General features: G+C 61.2%; 14 protein-coding genes and 1 pseudogene. 6 read left to right on the forward strand and 9 right to left on the reverse strand.

Annotated features, from left to right (window positions below):
• Window positions 1-32: 32 nt before the first annotated feature.
• Window positions 33-920: a hypothetical protein gene (locus ACP7B3_RS14790; protein WP_426179384.1), complete on the forward strand. Its 888-nt coding sequence runs from the start codon at window positions 33-35 to the stop codon at window positions 918-920.
• Between the two features lie 34 nt (window positions 921-954).
• Here the strand turns inward: ACP7B3_RS14790 and ACP7B3_RS14795 are convergent, their stop codons facing one another.
• From ACP7B3_RS14795 to ACP7B3_RS14810, 4 genes are all read right to left on the reverse strand, one after another.
• Window positions 955-1,086: a hypothetical protein gene (locus ACP7B3_RS14795; RefSeq protein WP_256586935.1), complete on the reverse strand. Its 132-nt coding sequence runs from the start codon at window positions 1,084-1,086 to the stop codon at window positions 955-957.
• Between the two features lie 74 nt (window positions 1,087-1,160).
• Window positions 1,161-2,183 carry a histone deacetylase family protein gene (locus tag ACP7B3_RS14800; RefSeq protein ID WP_426179386.1) on the reverse strand — a complete coding sequence of 341 codons (1,023 nt, stop codon included), beginning with the start codon at window positions 2,181-2,183 and terminating at the stop codon, window positions 1,161-1,163.
• Between the two features lie 87 nt (window positions 2,184-2,270).
• A complete protein-coding gene (locus ACP7B3_RS14805; protein ID WP_426179388.1) occupies window positions 2,271-3,500 on the reverse strand; it encodes a Zn-dependent hydrolase in 1,230 nt (409 codons plus the stop codon).
• A gap of 13 nt (window positions 3,501-3,513) precedes the next feature.
• Window positions 3,514-4,833: an MFS transporter gene (locus ACP7B3_RS14810; protein WP_426179390.1), complete on the reverse strand. Its 1,320-nt coding sequence runs from the start codon at window positions 4,831-4,833 to the stop codon at window positions 3,514-3,516.
• Window positions 4,834-4,990: 157 nt separating this feature from the next.
• Between ACP7B3_RS14810 and ACP7B3_RS14815 the strand changes: the two genes are divergently transcribed.
• Window positions 4,991-5,950, forward strand: coding sequence for a LysR family transcriptional regulator (locus ACP7B3_RS14815; protein ID WP_426179392.1), 960 nt, complete (start codon window positions 4,991-4,993; stop codon window positions 5,948-5,950).
• A 2-nt stretch (window positions 5,951-5,952) separates the two neighbouring features.
• On the opposite strand, the gene ACP7B3_RS14820 is transcribed toward ACP7B3_RS14815, so the two are convergent.
• From ACP7B3_RS14820 to ACP7B3_RS14840, 5 genes are all read right to left on the reverse strand, one after another.
• Window positions 5,953-6,720 (reverse strand): anti-sigma factor family protein, encoded by a 768-nt coding sequence (locus ACP7B3_RS14820; protein ID WP_426179394.1) that lies wholly within the window; start codon window positions 6,718-6,720, stop codon window positions 5,953-5,955.
• The gene (locus ACP7B3_RS14825; RefSeq protein WP_242195037.1) at window positions 6,717-7,202 is read right to left on the reverse strand and encodes an RNA polymerase sigma factor; all 486 of its coding nucleotides are present in this window, start codon (window positions 7,200-7,202) and stop codon (window positions 6,717-6,719) included. Before ACP7B3_RS14825 ends, ACP7B3_RS14820 begins: the two co-directional genes overlap by 4 nt.
• A 72-nt stretch (window positions 7,203-7,274) precedes the next feature.
• On the reverse strand, window positions 7,275-7,826 hold the full coding sequence (locus tag ACP7B3_RS14830) for a tetratricopeptide repeat protein (RefSeq protein ID WP_177410078.1): 552 nt from the start codon (window positions 7,824-7,826) through the stop codon (window positions 7,275-7,277).
• Window positions 7,827-7,860: 34 nt separating this feature from the next.
• Entirely contained in the window at window positions 7,861-8,418 is a 558-nt protein-coding gene (locus tag ACP7B3_RS14835; protein WP_145162915.1) for a cytochrome b, read from the reverse strand.
• Between the two features lie 173 nt (window positions 8,419-8,591).
• Window positions 8,592-9,218, reverse strand: a complete 627-nt coding sequence (locus tag ACP7B3_RS14840; RefSeq protein WP_426179397.1) for a response regulator — start codon at window positions 9,216-9,218, stop codon at window positions 8,592-8,594.
• A 176-nt stretch (window positions 9,219-9,394) separates the two neighbouring features.
• Here ACP7B3_RS14840 and ACP7B3_RS14845 point away from each other — a divergent pair, with 176 nt between their 5' ends.
• The 4 genes and pseudogenes from ACP7B3_RS14845 (at window position 9,395) to ACP7B3_RS14860 (ending at window position 16,090) form a co-directional block, all read left to right on the forward strand.
• On the forward strand, window positions 9,395-13,006 hold the full coding sequence (locus ACP7B3_RS14845; RefSeq protein WP_426179399.1) for a transporter substrate-binding domain-containing protein: 3,612 nt from the start codon (window positions 9,395-9,397) through the stop codon (window positions 13,004-13,006).
• Window positions 13,007-13,114: 108 nt separating this feature from the next.
• On the forward strand, window positions 13,115-14,320 hold the full coding sequence (locus ACP7B3_RS14850) for an EAL domain-containing response regulator (RefSeq protein ID WP_426179401.1): 1,206 nt from the start codon (window positions 13,115-13,117) through the stop codon (window positions 14,318-14,320).
• Window positions 14,321-14,479: 159 nt separating this feature from the next.
• Window positions 14,480-15,235 (forward strand): annotated as a pseudogene (locus ACP7B3_RS14855) (MCP four helix bundle domain-containing protein); the annotation flags it as partial.
• Window positions 15,227-16,090, forward strand: coding sequence for a methyl-accepting chemotaxis protein (locus tag ACP7B3_RS14860; protein WP_410017206.1), 864 nt, complete (start codon window positions 15,227-15,229; stop codon window positions 16,088-16,090). The pseudogene ACP7B3_RS14855 and the gene ACP7B3_RS14860, both read left to right, overlap by 9 nt.
• The last annotated feature ends 44 nt before the right edge of the window (window positions 16,091-16,134 follow it).

Here is a 16,134-nt window from a genome sequence, read left to right on the forward strand (position 1 = left end):
CCGGCCTTGCAATCGGCTACCGGCACCGAACAATGACTCAACCCAATAAGAACTATCGGCCCCTGCGCCTCGCATCGTGGGCGCTCGGCCTGCTGTGCATCGCCACCCTGGGCTTTTTTGCCTGGCAAAGTTTTTACCCGGTGCGCGCCGCCGATTCGTGGAGTTATCAGGTTTTGCACACCGATGTGGCCAAGGCCGCGTCGTTGATGCCCATGGCTGACGGCTCGTTGATGGTCACCCAGGAACTCAAGGACGGGCTGGGCAGCATCGTGCACATCCGGCTGGATGGAACGCGTGACGTCGTGCTCGGCAACCTGTCCAAACCCGACGGGATGTTGGCCACGCGAGGCGGCTGGGTGTTCAGCCAGGAAACAGGCAACGCCCCCGTCAGCTTTCTCAAGGACGGCGCGGTCACCGAATTGTTCAAAGGCGAAAACGTGCAAGGCCTGTGGGATGACGGCGACTACCTCTATGCCATCGAAGACCGCAGCCATGCAGGACGCCTGCTGCGCTATCGCTGGAGTGACCAGAGCATAAGCGTAATACGCGAGGGCCTGGACCAGGCGGAGTCGATCATCCGCTGCACGGATGGCCGCATGCTCTACACCAAAAAGAAAGAAGGCAGGGTGCGCGAACTGAGCGCCGACGGCAGTGACCCGGTGGTGCTGGCCAAACTTAACCAGCCGACCTTTTTGATGTGCGATGAGCGAGGCCTGTGGGTCAATGAAGATTCCACCCACCGCGCACGCTTGTTGCTGATCGACAAACAGGGACGCCAGCACACGATCCTGTCGTTTTTGAAGGCGCCGCAATCGATTGTGCGAACCGCAGACGGCACTTACCTGGTGGCCGAAGGTGGGCGCAACCGGGTACTCAAACTGGTGAACAACGCGCTGGCGGCGACCAGCGACGGCAAGTAGCCCTGACGCCGCCCCGCGACAGACCGAACAACGCCTACTGGCAAGTACCGCCTTTGTGGTGCGAGCCCGTGCCGCCCACCGGATGCGTGCCCTTGGGGCACGCCGCCGCGAACATCGGGGTGACCATCAAAACCACCAGCAACCCAACCAGCGAAAGCTTTTTCATGCGACCCTCCGTAACGATCACGATGCGTGATGGCACAAAGATATCACGCATCCACGGAAGTTATCGCCTGCTCATTACACCCACGCCTTGGGACCGCTGAAAAACGCCTGCGCATTGCTGTCCAGTGTTTCCAGGTGATAGCCACCCTCCTGCACAATCACGCAGGGTAAGCCCAACTGCCGGATGCATTCGCCCAGGCGCGCAAACCCTTCACGCGTCACCGCCACTTTGCTTTGTGGGTCGAGTTCGTAGATATCGAACCCCAAGGACAACACCAGCACATCCGCCGAGAACTGCTTCACCGCCGCCAAGGCCAACTCGAGTTTTTCGAAGAACACCGCTTCGCTGGCGCCATGGGCCATGGGCAGGTTGAGGTTAAAGCCTGCACCGCCAGCCACGCCGCGCTCGTCGGCAAAGCCTGCGACGCCCGGGTAGAAGTTGGTCGGGTCGCCGTGGATCGACACATAGAGCACGTCGTCGCGGTCGTAGAAAATCTCCTGGATGCCTTGGCCGTGGTGCATGTCGGTGTCCAGCACGGCCACGCGCGCAAAACCTTCGCGCAGAACCTGGGCGGCCACCGCCGCATTGTTGATGTAGCAGAAACCACCCGCCGCATCGTAACGAGCATGGTGCCCCGGCGGGCGACACAGCGCGTAGGCCGCCGGCGCGCCGTCAAGGATGTGCTTGGCGGCGGCGACAGCACTTTGCGCCGACCAATACGCCGAACGCCAGGTCAACTCGCCGACCGGGCAACTGCCATCCGCCAGGTAACGCGCAGCTTGGGCAAGGATGCCGCGCAGGGCGTTGGGTTCGCGCACGAAGATATTCGACATGACTTCGTCGCCCCAGTCTTCGGGGATCTCCTTCCAGCGTGAATGCGCTTCCTGCAAAAACGTCAAATAAGGCGCGCCGTGCACGCCAAGCAATGGTTCAAGGCCGTAGTCAGCAGGCGGCTGGATATCGAAGCCCAAGGTCTGTGCGGCCACCAGCAAGTTGCGCGCACGCTCGGGGACTTCCTGTGGCGTGCGCATCTGGCCGCGGGAGTAGTAGCTGCGCGGGTGGTGCAAGAGTTGTTCGGGGTGGAAAAACGTACGCATGAGATGCTCCTGTATAAACACCCAACCTCTTGGCGCTGGCGTACCAGCGCCTGCAGTCGAATCTGGCCAGGCGTTAGCGTTGAGTCGTTAATCAGCTTGGCCAGCGCGCTGCAACACGGCGTTAAGCAACACATCGGTGCCTTGGCGCACATCTTCGGGCAGTACGTCTTCAGCTTCGTTATGGCTGAGCCCACCGACACACGGGATGAAGATCATCGCCGTCGGGCAGTACCGTGCCAGGTGAATCGCATCGTGGCCGGCGCCGCTGACGATGCGCTGCTGGCTGTAACCCAAGGCATCCACCGACGCCTGCACGCACGCCACACAATCTGCATCGAACGGCGTTGCCGGGCTGATCCAGTGCGCACTGATGCTGACCGTCAGGCCGCGTTTCTCGGCGATGGCATGCAGGCGCGCGTGCACCTGTTGCTCCATGGCTTCAATGTCGACGTCGCGGTGATGACGCAGGTCGACAGTGAAGGTCAGCAAGCCGGGAATGGTGTTGCGCGACGACTTGCTGATGCTCAACTCGCCGACCGTGGTCAGGCCTTCGGGGGCGAAATCAGCAGCGAGGTTTTCCAGCGCCTGGATCATGTTGGCTGCGCCATACAGCGCGTCCTTGCGCAGGGGCATTGGCGTGGTGCCGGCATGCGCGGCCACGCCTTCGACCCGCACGTCGAGCCAGCGGATCGCCTGGCCACCGGTCACCACGCCGATGCTCTTGGCGTTGTCCTCCAGGATCGGGCCCTGCTCGATATGGGCTTCAAAATACGCGTCCACCGCGCCACCCAAGGGCCGTTCGCCGTTGTAGCCGGTGCTGCGCAACGCCTCGGCGACGCTGATGCCGGCGCCATCGGTGGTGGCCAACGCCTGGTCGAGTGCCAGGCTGCCGGTGAACACCGCCGAACCGAGCATGGCCGGGGTAAAACGGGCGCCCTCCTCATTCGTCCACACCGCGATTTCCAGCGGCTTACGGGTTTGAATGCCGTGATCGTCAAGGCTGCGGATCACTTCCAGGCCGGCCAGCACGCCGTAAACCCCGTCGAACCGCCCGCCTTCCGGCTGCGTGTCGAGGTGGCTGCCCATCATCACCGGGGCGGCGTCTTTGTCGGTACCGGCGCGACGGGCGAACAGGTTGCCGATCGCATCCACGCTCAATGTCAGCCCGGCGGCGTTGCACCAATGGCTGAACAGTTCACGACCCGCCTGGTCCTCGGCACTCAAGGCCAGACGGCAACTGCCGCCACGCGCCGTGGCACCGATCTCGGCCATGGCCATCAGGCTCGCCCACAGGCGTTGGCCATTAATCTTTAACATTACGCACACTCCATTAAACGCTGTGGGCCATTTCAAGACGGTGAGCCGTGGCGTGGCGGCGCGACAATGCCAGCACGCACACCAGCGAGACCGCAGCGATCAGGCTGTAAAACACTGCCATGGGCCACCATTGGCCCTGGTATTCGTGGGCCAGCCACGTACCGATCAACGGCGTCAGGCCACCGGCCAGCGCGCCGCACACCTGGTAGGCCAGGGAGATCGCGGTGTAGCGCACGCGGGTTTCAAACAGGCCGCTGACAAACCCGGCGATCACCGCGTAGAACGAGGCCATGCACACCACGGCCAGGGCGATGCCGAGGATGATCAACGGCGCCTGCCCGCTGCTGACCAGCACGAACATCGGATAAGGCGAGGCCATCGCCAGCACGGTCATGGCGCACAGAAAACGCGTGGCTCCGACCTTCTCGGCCACCCAGGCAGCCAGTGGCTGAATGCAGAACTGGATGATGGCGACGACAAACAGGCATTCCAGAATCAGCGAACGCGGCAGGCCCAGTTGCTGAGTGCTGTAGGCAATCATGAAGGTGTTGGTGAAATACACGCCGGCAATGCCCAGGGTGTTGGCGCCGATGCACAACAGCAACGGGCGCCAGGCGGTTTTCAGCACTTCGATCACGGGCGCCTGGTCTTTCTGGATCGCCCGCGCTTTTTCGGCAATGGCCTTGTCTTCAAGGAATTCCGGTGACTCGTTGACCCCCAGGCGAATCGCCAGGCCGACGATCAACAGCAAGGCGCTGGCCAGAAACGGCAGGCGCCAACCCCAACTGAGCAGGTCCTCTTCCGGCAACCGGGTGACCGCGCTGAATGCCAGCAGCGACAGGATCAAACCCGCCGGGCTGCCCAGTTGAGCGAAGGACGCAAAGAAGTTTCGACGACCTTTCGGCGCATGTTCGCCGGCCATCAACACCGCACCGCCCCACTCACCGCCCACGGCGATGCCTTGCACCACGCGCAGCAGCACCAGCAATACCGGCGCCGCAACGCCAATTTGAGCGTAGGTCGGCAACAGGCCGATGCACACGGTGACCACGCCCATCATCACCAAAGTGATCACCAGGGATTTCTTGCGGCCGATGCGGTCACCGATATGCCCGAACACAATGCCGCCCAACGGCCGCGCGAAGAAGCCCACGGCAAACGTGCCGAACGCCGCCATGGTGCTGAACAGTTTGTCGTCGGAAGGGAAAAACAGTTGGCCGAACACCAGCGCGGCGGCGGTGGCGTAAATGTAAAAGTCGTACCACTCGATCATGGTGCCGATAAAAGCGGCGGCCGCAGCACGGCGCGGCTGCGGCGAAGCGGAAGGCTGCATGGGGCTGGCTCCTTTGGTTATTTTTTTGGCAGGAGAATGTCGAACGCACGCGCTCTGATGGCGCTTGGTAAGGGTGATTTATCGTCGCGGGGCTATGATTAGTCAATTTTCTATTTATTATTCCGATTATAAATCCTGATTATTATTGAGCTGCGCCATGCCCGACTTTCGCCGCGACAGTCACCCTCTGCTCAACGATCGACTGGACTGGAACCTGCTGCGCACCTTCCGGGTCATCGGCCAGGAACTGAGCATCAGCCGCGCCGCTGCGCGCCTGCACCTGACCCAGCCGGCCATCAGTCAGGCGCTCAAGCGCCTGGAAGAACAGCTTGGCTGCCAACTCATCGCCCGCCGTGGCCCGCGCTTCGCGCTCACCGAAGCGGGTGAACAGATCTTCACCATCGCCGGCGAGATGTATGGTCAGGTGTCGCAGATGAGCAATGCGCTGCAAAAACCCGGCGATGAAGTGCTCGGCAAAGTGCGTTTGCTGATGATCAGCCGGATCAACTCCGAGACCTTCGACGACTTCCTCGCCGCCTTTCACCGTGAGCATCCGCGCGTGGACCTGGAGGTTGAAGTGATGCGCAGCTCGGACATCGTCGCCGCCCTGCTGGAAAAAACCGCAACCCTGGGCCTGAGCCTTAATCGCCGGCCACAGCCACGCCTGGAACAGCACCTGTTCCTGCGCCAGCGCTATGCGTTTTTTTGCGGGCGTCACCATCCGCTGTTTGGGCGCAGCGGCTTGGCGGAAGGCGATTTGCAGTCGGAGAATTTTGTCAGTTTTACCAGCGATCAGATTGGCGGCATGTTGTCGCCGCTGACGATCTTTCGTGACCAGCAAGGGTTCAGCGGGCGCATCGTGGCGTCGTCGTCAAGCCTGGAAGAGGTGCGGCGCCTGGTGATTGCCGGTTATGGCTTGGGCTGTTTGCCGATTCATGTGGTGGCCGACGATGTGAAGCATGGGCTGCTGTGGCGGCTACCGCCGGATGACGGGATCGCCGATGTGGACATTCATCTGCTGTGGAATCGCGAGCAGAAGATGAGCCGGGCGGAGACGGTGTTTATCGAGCGTCTTTCGGCTCGGCTGGCGGGTGCTGCTGAGGATGCCAGTCACTGATTTCAACCCGCCAACGCCCGCTCGACGCTGCCAGCCATGGCCTGCAAATCGTCGACAGGGTTTCTACCGATCAGCATGAACCCATGGGACAGGTTGGCCCAATACACCACATTCAGGCCTCGGCGCTGCTCGGTCGCGACGGGCTGCGCGCCTCTTTTGCTAATCGTAATGCACAAGGCCAATGGCCCGTGGCGCGGGTCCAGGTAGGTCAGTTGACCGATCAGAACGCCGTCATAATCGAGGATCTGCGCACGCCGAAACTCGGCACCGGGCAGGTCTACCGCGAGCGCGGTTAACGGCAGGCCCAGTTGTGCGCCCACGGAACGCAGTTGGGCAGCCTGCAACGCGGGGTCGGCGCTGAGGTTTTCCAGGGTCTGCGGCGTGTACAAGGCCATGTACTCGGCAACCGAGGCGCGCCAGCCCTGGCCAGACTCCGCCCGTGGCCAGCTCATGAACACGCGGTCGGCGACTACACCGGCCACGGCAAACCCGGCCGCCACAGCCAGCAAACGCCGGCGACTCAAGGTGGGCGCCTGTACCGGGGGCAGCGCGTTGAGCATGGCCTGCAGGCGTTCGCTGGGGGCTTGGTCCAGCACCGCGTCGAACGCGGCCTTGAAGGGTAAATCGGCGCACTGCAAGGCCTGAAGGCGTGCGGCAAGTGCTGGGTCAGTGCTGACCTGATCGGCGATAAGCCGATGCTGTTCAGCCTCCAGCTCGCCATCCAGGTAAGCCACCAACAGTTCATCGGACACTGGGGTTATGTGCGTCATCGCCGTTCTCCGCTGGCTTGATCCTGCCGGTTTTTTGCAGGGGCGGTCTCGGCCAGCTTCAAACGCGCGGCCGCCAGCCGGCTCATTACGGTGCCCACGGGAATACGCAGCACCTCGGCAATTTCCTTGTAGGAAAGCCCTTCGACATACGCCAGAAACACCGTTTCGCGCTGCGCCTCGGGCAAGCCGTTGACGCGTTTGATCACCTGCGCGGCCAATACCTGCTCCTGCGCCTGGCGTTCGCCATCGAAGGACAACGCCTGCTCCGCATCAACAAAACCTTGGCCCTGACGCACCCGCTGCGAGCGCACTTCGTTGAGCCAGATGGAATGCATGATCGCCAGCAGCCAACGGTCCAGCCGCGTGCCAGCCGCGAACTGGCCGGCACGCTCCAGCGCGCGGACGCAGGTGGCCTGCACGAGATCTTCGGCCAGGTGCTTTTGGCGCGACAGCACCCACCCGTATCGCCACAAACGCGGCAACAGCAGGCCTAACTCGCGACGAAATTCAGCCTCGTGGGTAATGGCTGCCCCCTGCCCGCGCACTCAGTGGATTCAAGCCTGCGGCGCAGCGGCAATCGCTTCGGCCAGGTCTTCGTATTCTTCGCAGGTGGTGCTGCACAGGGCTTTGATTTTCACCAACTGCTCCTGCGCCAGGTCGACGCGCCCCTTGATCACGTAAGCCTCACCCAGGTATTCGCGAACCTGGGCGTAGTTGGGATCGAGCGCGACCGACTTCAGGTAATAACCGATGCCTTCATCGGTACGCCCAAGCTTGCGCGTGGCGTAACCGCGGTAGTTGAGGGCCTTGGCGGTGTTCGGGTTTTGCAGGGTGTCGAGCAAGGCCAGGGCCTCGTCGTAACGCCCATCTTTGGCCAGGCGGTAGGCGTAATCGGTGCGGTCGGCATCCGAGGTGGCTTTGCTGGTTTGCAGCACGCATTTTGCGGTCTTGGTGTCCCAGACCTGGCCTTTGGGGCAATTGGGCTTGGGCGGTGCCGACTCGTCACCGGAGGCGTGGGCCTGGCCCGCGAGTAACGCGGCAGCCAGGCACGCGCCGTAAAACAGCGCGGTGCGGTAAGTGACGGGGTGTGGGTGACGGTTTTTCATGGCGGTCATGCTCCGTAGCGATAGGGAGGAAACATCACTTTTGAAACACATTGCGTGAACCCGGCAGCATGCGGCGCAGCGTGCTGTCGCCCAGTACATAGTGATGCCAGAGCGCAGCCGCGGCATGCAGGCCCGCCAGCAGGATGATCGCCCAGGCCACATTGTTATGCAGGCCGCCAAGGGTGCCGCGCCATTCGTGATCGATCACGAAAGGCGCAGGAACCGCGAACAGTCCGAAAAAGTTGAAGGGTTCGCCTTGAGCCCAGCGAAACATAAAGCCCAGGGCAATCTGCGCGAGCAACAACAGGTACAGGCAACCATGCGCCATTTTTGCGAACAGGTTAAGCGTTGGGTGACTGTCGGCCTTCGGGCGATTGCCGCCGAACACGCGCCATACAATCCGCACGACGATCAACAGGGCCATGGCGATGCCGAGCGAGATATGTACCGATTGCAGGCCCTTGCGCAGCGGCGTGCCCTTTTCGAGGTTTTCCCAGATGTGCGCACTGGCAAACATGAAGATCACCACGGCGGCGGTGAGCCAGTGCAAAGTGCGGGTCAGGCGGTCGTAGCGGTCGGCATGGCGGTTCATGGGCGTTCCCTGGGTGGTCTGTGAGGTGAACACCGCAGCGGCGCAGGTTATTCGGTGAGGCGCGAAAAATTTATTCGAGGAGGACGTGGCGAGGGTTTTGGCTATGAACAGGTACGACGCGGCGCCAGCGTTTTGCGGGGTGCATAGCCATCACCGCTGACGAGCATCGCCGGCTAAATCAGATTATTGCGCCTGGCAATGTCCGCCAGGTCCACCACCGATTTCACATTGAGCTTGGCCAGCAAACGCGCTTTATAGCAACTCACGGTCTTGCTGCTGAGCAAAATATTCTGGGCAATGTCCTTGTTACTCATGCCTCGGGACAATTGCTGAAATACCGAGAGTTCACGGTTGGACAGCGAGGCAATCAGCTGCGCCTCATCGACTGCCAATGCGCGTTTGCGCGAAAACGCCACCACCGTTTCCGGGTAATAGACATAGCCCTTCATCACGGTTTTCATGGCCTGGGCCAGTACGCTCAGTTCATCGGTCTTGCTGATGAACCCCGAGGCCCCGGCGCTGATGCAACGCGTGGCGTAGTGCTCCGAGGAAAGCGAGGTGAGGACGATGATCCGGGTGTTCAACTCAAGCGCGCGGATTCTTTCGATCACCGCAATGCCGTCCAGGCGCGGCATGGTGATGTCCAGCAACACCAGGTCCGGGGTCAGTTGACGGACCTGGCTGATGGCGTCGACGCCATTGTCGGTCTCGCCCACCACTTCATAACCTACCTCACTCACGAGCGTACGCAGCGCGGTCCTGATAAAAGGGTGGTCATCGACCACCAGGACTTTATACATCTGCAGCTTTCCTCGGGAATTAGTCGGGCTTTGTCGGCAATAATGCCGACAATGTACCATAGTGCTTTAGTGCCACTACGCAATTCCGAACGAGCCACTCAGCGGGTGGACATTGGCGCTGTGCGCATAAAACGCCGCGGTTGCGCCCTCTTTTCTACGCAGTAAGGACCTTTGATTTGAAGTTGTTCGCAGCCCTGCTGGTGTTATGGGCGAGTGCTCACATGGCATGGGCGGCCGATTCGCCCGTCACGTTAACGGTGTTGGGCCGGTCCAGCGTGCAGGAGGGCCAAGCGCATTTGAGCCGCGCCGATCTGACGTGGCTGAGTACGCAAAAACAGCTGCGTGTCGGCACGTCCGAGCCCGACTATCCGCCCTTTGATATCAACAACCACAGCAACGAATTCGAGGGCATCAGTGCGGACTACCTGGCGCTGATCGGCCAACTGCTGTCGGTACAAATCCAGGTGCAGCGCTACCCTAACCGCAGTGCGGTTATCCAGGCGCTCAAACGCGGTGAGATCGACCTGCTGGCGTCAGCCAACGATTTTGAACGCGCAGACCCGGACCTTCGCCTGTCCGAACCCTACACCCTGGACCAGCCGACACTGGTGGCGCGCACCCATGATTCGCCGTTGGTCGATCCCACCCTGGCGGGTAAAACAGTGGCCATGGTCGAACACTATTTGCCGCTGAGTACGGTTCAGGCGTTCTATCCGCACGCGACGTTCAAGCTGTATCCCTCGATCCTCAACGCGGTAGGCGCAGTGGCTTTTTCCAAGGCTGACGTTTACCTGGGGGACTCGGTCAGCGCCAGTTACCTGATCAACAAGAGTTACTTGAATAACGTGCAGCTGGTGGATTTCTCGCGCATGGAAGTCAATAACTTCTCGTTCGCCGCCACTCGCCAGAACAGTGAACTCCTGCACCTGATCAATGCGGCGCTGCAAGCCATCCCCGCCAGTGAACAGATGGCCATTGCGCGCCGTTGGAATGCTGGCGGCGTGAGCATCTCGGGCACTCATCAGGTGCAATTCAGCGTCGAGGAACAACGCTGGCTGGCGCACCATCCGCGCCTGAAAGTGGTGGTCAATGAAGACTTTTTGCCTTTCACCTTTTTTGATGAGCACGACCGTTTCCGCGGCCTGAGTGCCGACGTGATGGCCAAAATCAGCCTCAGGACCGGGTTGAAATTCGACCCGCAAAAAGGCGGCTCGGTGGATGCGATGATCACCCGTGTCAACCACGGGGAGGCTGACATGCTGGCGGCATTGACCCCAAGCCTTGATCGCGAACAACGCGTCAGTTTCAGCCGGCCGTACCTGTCCACCCCGTTTGTGCTGGTCACGCGCAACCATGCCGACAGCTCGAACAACCTGCAGGATTTGTCGGGCAAACGCCTGGCGATCATCAAGGGCAACGCCAGCCGGGAGCTGATTGAACGGCAGTTTCCGCAGGTGCGGATTGTCGAAGCGCAAAGCCTCGCCGATGCGTTTTCAATGCTCGCCAAAGGCAGTGTCGAGGCCTGTGTCAGCACCCTGGTCAGCGCACGTTATCTGATTGCCCGAAACTACCCCGACCAATTGAAGATCAGCGCAACCGTCGGCGCCCGTGCTGCGCAGTTGGCGTTTGCGGTGGATCACTCCTCGCCGATATTGCTCTCGATCCTCAACAAGTCGCTGCTGAGCATCTCGCCTGAGGAAATGGACGAACTGACCAATCGCTGGCGCAGCCCGGTGGTGCTCGACGACAGCTATTGGAGCAAACACCGGGCAGCAATCCTGCAGGGCTTCGCGCTGGCGGCCGTGCTGCTGCTGAGTGCGTGTGTATGGATTGTGTTGCTGCGCCGCCAAGTGCTGCGCCGCAAGCTTGCCGAGCGGGCACTCAGTGCCAGGCTTGAATTCGATCGAGTGCTGATCAACGGCATGCCCCACCCTACTTATGTAAGGGATCGCCAGGCACGGTTGCTGATGTGCAACAAGGCTTATCGCGAGGTTTTTGGTGTTGAGGACGAGCGACAGTTGCTCGGCACCACCGTGATGCAAAGCCTGCTCTCCAGCCAGGAGCAGGCCCTGGAATATCACCGCGACTACCTCGCTGTCATGGACGCCGACGAACCCTTGCTGCGTGACCGGCAGATTGTCCTGCGCAGCGGCGAAGTGCTCACCATCTATCACTGGATCCTGCCTTTTCGCGGCAGCGAAGGCCGTGTCGACGGCCTGATCGGTGGCTGGGTCGACGTCAGTGACCGCCAGCGCCTGGTCGAACAACTGCACGCCGCCAAGCAGGAAGCCGATAACGCCAACCGGGCCAAAACCACGTTTCTGGCGACCATCAGCCACGAGATCCGCACCCCGATGAACGCCGTGCTCGGCATGCTGGAAATGGCTGCGCGCAAGTCTGAACACGGCATTTTCGACTGCGCCGCCATCGATGTAGCGTCGGGCGCTGCCAAGGAATTACTGGCGCTGATCGGCGACGTACTGGACATTGCCCGCATCGAATCCGGCCGGCAAAGCCTGACGCTCGAGAGCGCAAACCCGCACCTGTTGTTGAACGCGGTGACGCGTGTGTTCGACGGCCTGGCGCGTGAAAAGGCCATCACGCTGACGTTGGAGATTGATCCGGCGGTCAACCGCAATGTGCTGATGGATGCCCTGCGCTTCAAACAAATTATTGCCAACCTGTTGAGCAATGCGATCAAGTTCACCGCCGTGGGTGAAGTGCGCATCAGCGCCCACGCGCAACCGGCTGACGCCAATCAACCGATGCAGTTATCGGTGAGTATCGTGGACACCGGCGTGGGCATCTGCGCGGCCGATCAGCAGCAATTGTTCGCGCCGTTCAGCCAGGCCGGCACTCAGCAGCAAGGCTCCGGCCTGGGGCTGGTCATCAGCCGGTCGTTGATCGAGATGATGGGCGGCAGCCTGGTGTTAACAAGCGCCCCCGGCAAAGGCACGCAGGTTACGGTCAAGCTCGATCTGCCTGCCGCAGACCTTCCTTCGCCGCCGGCCGACGTGGCGCTGGAGATGACGCCGGGCCTGTCGCTGAGCGTATTAATCGTGGATGACTACGCCGCCAATCGCCTGGTGCTGTCACAACAACTGTCCTATTTGGGCCACGACGTTCAGCAAGCCAGCGACGGCGTTCAGGCCTTGGCCTTGTGGAACGCGCAGCCGTTCGATGTGGTGGTGACAGACTGCGACATGCCAGGCATGAACGGCTATCAATTGGCCCAGGCGATTCGCCAGGCGGAGCAGTCCAGAGGCGAACCCGGTTGCTTGTTGCTGGGGTTCACCGCCAACGCCGTCGCCGAAGAAAAACAGCGCTGCCTGGAGGCTGGCATGGACGACTGCCTGTTCAAGCCCATCAGCCTGGAGCAACTGAGTGCACGGCTGCAGCCACTGCAAACCGAATACTTCGACAGCGAGGCGAGCACGGAGCTGACCATCGCCTCACTCGATGCCCATTTGAAAACGCTGGTTCCGGGCAAGTTATCGGCGCTGCAAACCGTGCGTGAAGAGCTGCTGTCGAGCACCCGCGCCGACCTGCAACAGCTCACCGAGCTGCTGGCGTGCGACGACCGACAGCATTTGGCGCACGTGGCTCATCGGGTCAAAGGTGGGGCAAGGCTTATCCGCTACGAACAGCTGATCCTCACCTGCGAAAACCTTGAGGCCCACTGCGCGAATGGCGCAGAGCGAGCCGACCTGATTGCCTCGACCGCCGCCGTGCAAACGTGCATGCGGCAGCTGCTGGCGCTGCTGCAGGAGCACCCCGCGCAGGCGTAAGCGCCAACCCGCTTAAGAAATTTCTTGCAAAGACGTAAGGGGTTTCGCCATTAAAAGGCCACCCCCTTTTGGCAAGCTAGCGTCTGAGAATTTCGATGAGCTATTCAGATGCCACTGTCCACCCTTCGCGTCCTGATCCTGGAGGACCAGCCAGTACAGCGCCGTTACGCCGTGATGCTCCTCGCTCATCTGGGCTGTACCCGCATTCTTGAAGCCTCTGGCGGCTGGGAGGCGCTGCAGTTGCTGGAAAGCAACGGGCCGGTAGACATCGCGTTCTGCGATATCTGCATGGAGGGCATGGACGGCATTACCTTCCTGCGCCGCGCAAGCCAACGGCACGCGCTGAAATCGGTGGTTATCACCAGCAGCATCGCGTTGGACTTGCGCCAGGCCATCAGTCATATGGCGACACTGCTCGGTCTGCGGGTACTCGGCCAGTTGTGCAAACCGCTGCACGAGCACGAGTTGAAAAGACTGGCGGGCAAGTACCTGGACGACGACTCGCACCCAGCCTGCCCGCTGCATATTGCCGGTGAGACCAACGAACACCAGGTGCTCAGCGCACTGGAGAACGGCGAGCTGGAGGTCTTCTATCAACCGAAATTCGACATCAGGACATTGCAGGTCACCTCCGTGGAGGCGCTCGCACGCTGGAATCATCCTGAGCGGGGCATCTTGGCGCCCGCGTCATTTATTCCGGTACTGGAACGGCACGGCCTGATGGACAGTTTGCTGTATCGCCAGATCGATCAATGCCTGACGCTGCGCAAGGAAGCGCTGGCCTCGCAGGTGTCACTCACCTTCGCGGTGAATGTCAACGCGAGCCAATTTGCCAACCCGCAGATGAGTGCGCACGTGGCCCTGCTGCTCAAGCGCTTCGACGCGCCCGGTTGCAGCCTGTCGTTTGAAATGACCGAGACCGGCACACTCGACCCAGGCTCCATCAGCCTGGAAAACATGGTGCGCCTACGCATGATGGGCTGCGGGTTGTCCATCGACGACTTCGGCGGCGGCTATTCGTCATTGCAGCGCCTGTGCAGCCTGCCGTTCAACGAAATAAAAATACAGGCCGAATTTATTCGCGACCTGTCTTCGGAGCCGCGCAGCCGTGCGGCGATCTCAAGCGTCTTGTCCCTGGCGCGCGAGCTGAACATTGGTGTGGTGATTGAAGGCATTGAAACCGTTGAACAGCGCGACATCCTGATAACCCTGGGCTGTGAAACCGGCCAGGGCTACCTGCTTGCTCGCCCAATGCCTGCACACACCCTGTTGCCATGGCTGATCGGCAGAAACGCCATCACGCGGCGCTTGTGATGACGCTCAACGCCGGTCACCACCGCTGACTGGCGCCTTAGAAAACATTCAAACCAATAGAGGGGTGCAGCCGGTGCCTCCTGCGCTGTCGCGTGGACAACCGCAGGCTGCAACCGCTCTTTTTTCCTGTCACCGGGGGAGTTCATGAGTTTAAGAAAGATGAAAATAGCGTTGCGTTCGGCCTTTGGCTTCGGCCTGGTCGGGCTGCTCGTGGTATTGCTGGGCCTGTTCTCTCTGAGCCAGATGCGTGACATGGCTCGCCAGTCGGATGAAGTCGACAAAAACTGGCTGCCCAGCATCCTCGCCTTGGGCGACCTGCAAACCGCCGTGTCCGAGATCCGCGCCGCGACCTACCGGGTGATGCTGGTGGACAGCGCCGAGCAGGTAAAGGCCAGCCAACGGGCTTTTTCGCAGCTGCGCGAACAGATTCAGGCCGACAACGCGCAGTACGCGAGCAAGCTCACAGTGGACGCCGAGCGAGTCACGTTCGAACGTTTCAAGTCGGCCCAGGAACAATACCTGCAGGTCCAGCAACAGGTATTGGCCCTGGCCGCCAACGGCGAACGCCCACAGGCTATCGCGCTGCTCAATGGCGAACTGATCGCCCTGGGCGACAAGCTTGGGACCGAGCTGGCGAACCTGCTGTCGATCAATATTCAGGAAGCCGACGACGCGGCCACGAGCTCCGACGCCACGTACCACGGCGCAGTGAAATGGGTATTCGTCGCCATGGCACTGGCGACATTCCTCACCGCACTGCTGGCCACGCTGTTTACCCGCAGCATCGTGCTGCCGTTGCACCAGGCGGTGCGTATCGCCGAGCAAGTGGCCAAGGGCGACCTGACTGTGTCGATTGTGGTGGACGGCAACGACGAGCCTGGGCAGCTGTTGCATGCGCTGGAAACCATGCAGTCGGACCTTCGCGAAACCATCCACCAGATTACCGACTCGTCCAATCAACTGGCGTCCGCGGCGGAAGAACTCTCGGCGGTCACTGAGGAATCCACACGGGCCTTGCACGAACAGAACGGTGAAATCGAACAGGCCGCCACAGCGGTCAACCAGATGACCGCTGCGGTGGATGAGGTCGCACGCAACGCCATCAGCACTGCCGACGCCTCCCGAGACGGTGATGCCATGGCAGGCAACGGTCGCAGCCACGTCATGGACACCGTGGAATCGATTTCTTTGCTGGCCGAGGAAGTGACGTCGGCGACCGAAGAAATCCAGAGCCTGGCCGACAGCGTTCAAGACATCACCAAAGTATTGGACGTGATCCGCGCCATTGCCGAACAAACCAACTTGCTGGCGCTGAACGCGGCCATTGAAGCCGCCCGCGCCGGCGAGGCCGGACGCGGTTTTGCCGTGGTGGCCGACGAAGTCCGGGCCCTGGCGCATCGAACCCAGCAGTCGACCCAGGAAATCGAGCAGATGGTCAGCGGGGTGCAGAAGGGTTCGACCCAGGCGGTATCGGTGATGCACAGCAGCAATGAACGCGCGCGCTCGACACTGACCGTGGCCCACTGTGCGGGCGAGTCGCTGGAGCGCATCACCCATGCGATCACGCGCATCACCGAAGGCAACCTGATCATCGCCAGCGCTTCCGAAGAGCAGGCGCAAGTGGCCCGGGAGGTGGATCGCAACCTGACGAATATCCGCGATCTGTCGGCCCAGACGGCCGCCGGAGCCAACCAGACCACCGCCGCCAGTCAGGAGCTTTCACGCCTGGCGGTTGACCTGAACACAATGATTGCGAAGTTCGTGGTTTAAGCCCGCCTCAAGCTGCTGGAACAAAACGCCGGAAACGAAAAATC

It is taken from the genome of Pseudomonas sp. TWRC1-2, from assembly GCF_049896685.1.
Taxonomy (GTDB): Bacteria; Pseudomonadota; Gammaproteobacteria; order Pseudomonadales; family Pseudomonadaceae; genus Aquipseudomonas.

Excerpts from the sequence above, each read along its gene's own strand:
- ACP7B3_RS14790 (WP_426179384.1), top strand. The coding sequence starts at position 33 with ATGACTCAACCCAATAAGAACTATCGGCCCCTGCGCCTCGCATCGTGG.
- ACP7B3_RS14820 (WP_426179394.1), bottom strand. The coding sequence starts at position 6,720 with ATGACGCACATAACCCCAGTGTCCGATGAACTGTTGGTGGCTTACCTG.
- ACP7B3_RS14840 (WP_426179397.1), bottom strand. The coding sequence starts at position 9,218 with ATGTATAAAGTCCTGGTGGTCGATGACCACCCTTTTATCAGGACCGCG.
- ACP7B3_RS14860 (WP_410017206.1), top strand. The coding sequence starts at position 15,227 with ATGCAGTCGGACCTTCGCGAAACCATCCACCAGATTACCGACTCGTCC.
- ACP7B3_RS14830 (WP_177410078.1), bottom strand. The coding sequence starts at position 7,826 with ATGAAAAACCGTCACCCACACCCCGTCACTTACCGCACCGCGCTGTTT.
- ACP7B3_RS14835 (WP_145162915.1), bottom strand. The coding sequence starts at position 8,418 with ATGAACCGCCATGCCGACCGCTACGACCGCCTGACCCGCACTTTGCAC.
- ACP7B3_RS14850 (WP_426179401.1), top strand. The coding sequence starts at position 13,115 with ATGCCACTGTCCACCCTTCGCGTCCTGATCCTGGAGGACCAGCCAGTA.
- ACP7B3_RS14810 (WP_426179390.1), bottom strand. The coding sequence starts at position 4,833 with ATGCAGCCTTCCGCTTCGCCGCAGCCGCGCCGTGCTGCGGCCGCCGCT.
- ACP7B3_RS14800 (WP_426179386.1), bottom strand. The coding sequence starts at position 2,183 with ATGCGTACGTTTTTCCACCCCGAACAACTCTTGCACCACCCGCGCAGC.
- ACP7B3_RS14795 (WP_256586935.1), bottom strand. The coding sequence starts at position 1,086 with ATGAAAAAGCTTTCGCTGGTTGGGTTGCTGGTGGTTTTGATGGTCACC.
- ACP7B3_RS14815 (WP_426179392.1), top strand. The coding sequence starts at position 4,991 with ATGCCCGACTTTCGCCGCGACAGTCACCCTCTGCTCAACGATCGACTG.
- ACP7B3_RS14805 (WP_426179388.1), bottom strand. The coding sequence starts at position 3,500 with ATGTTAAAGATTAATGGCCAACGCCTGTGGGCGAGCCTGATGGCCATG.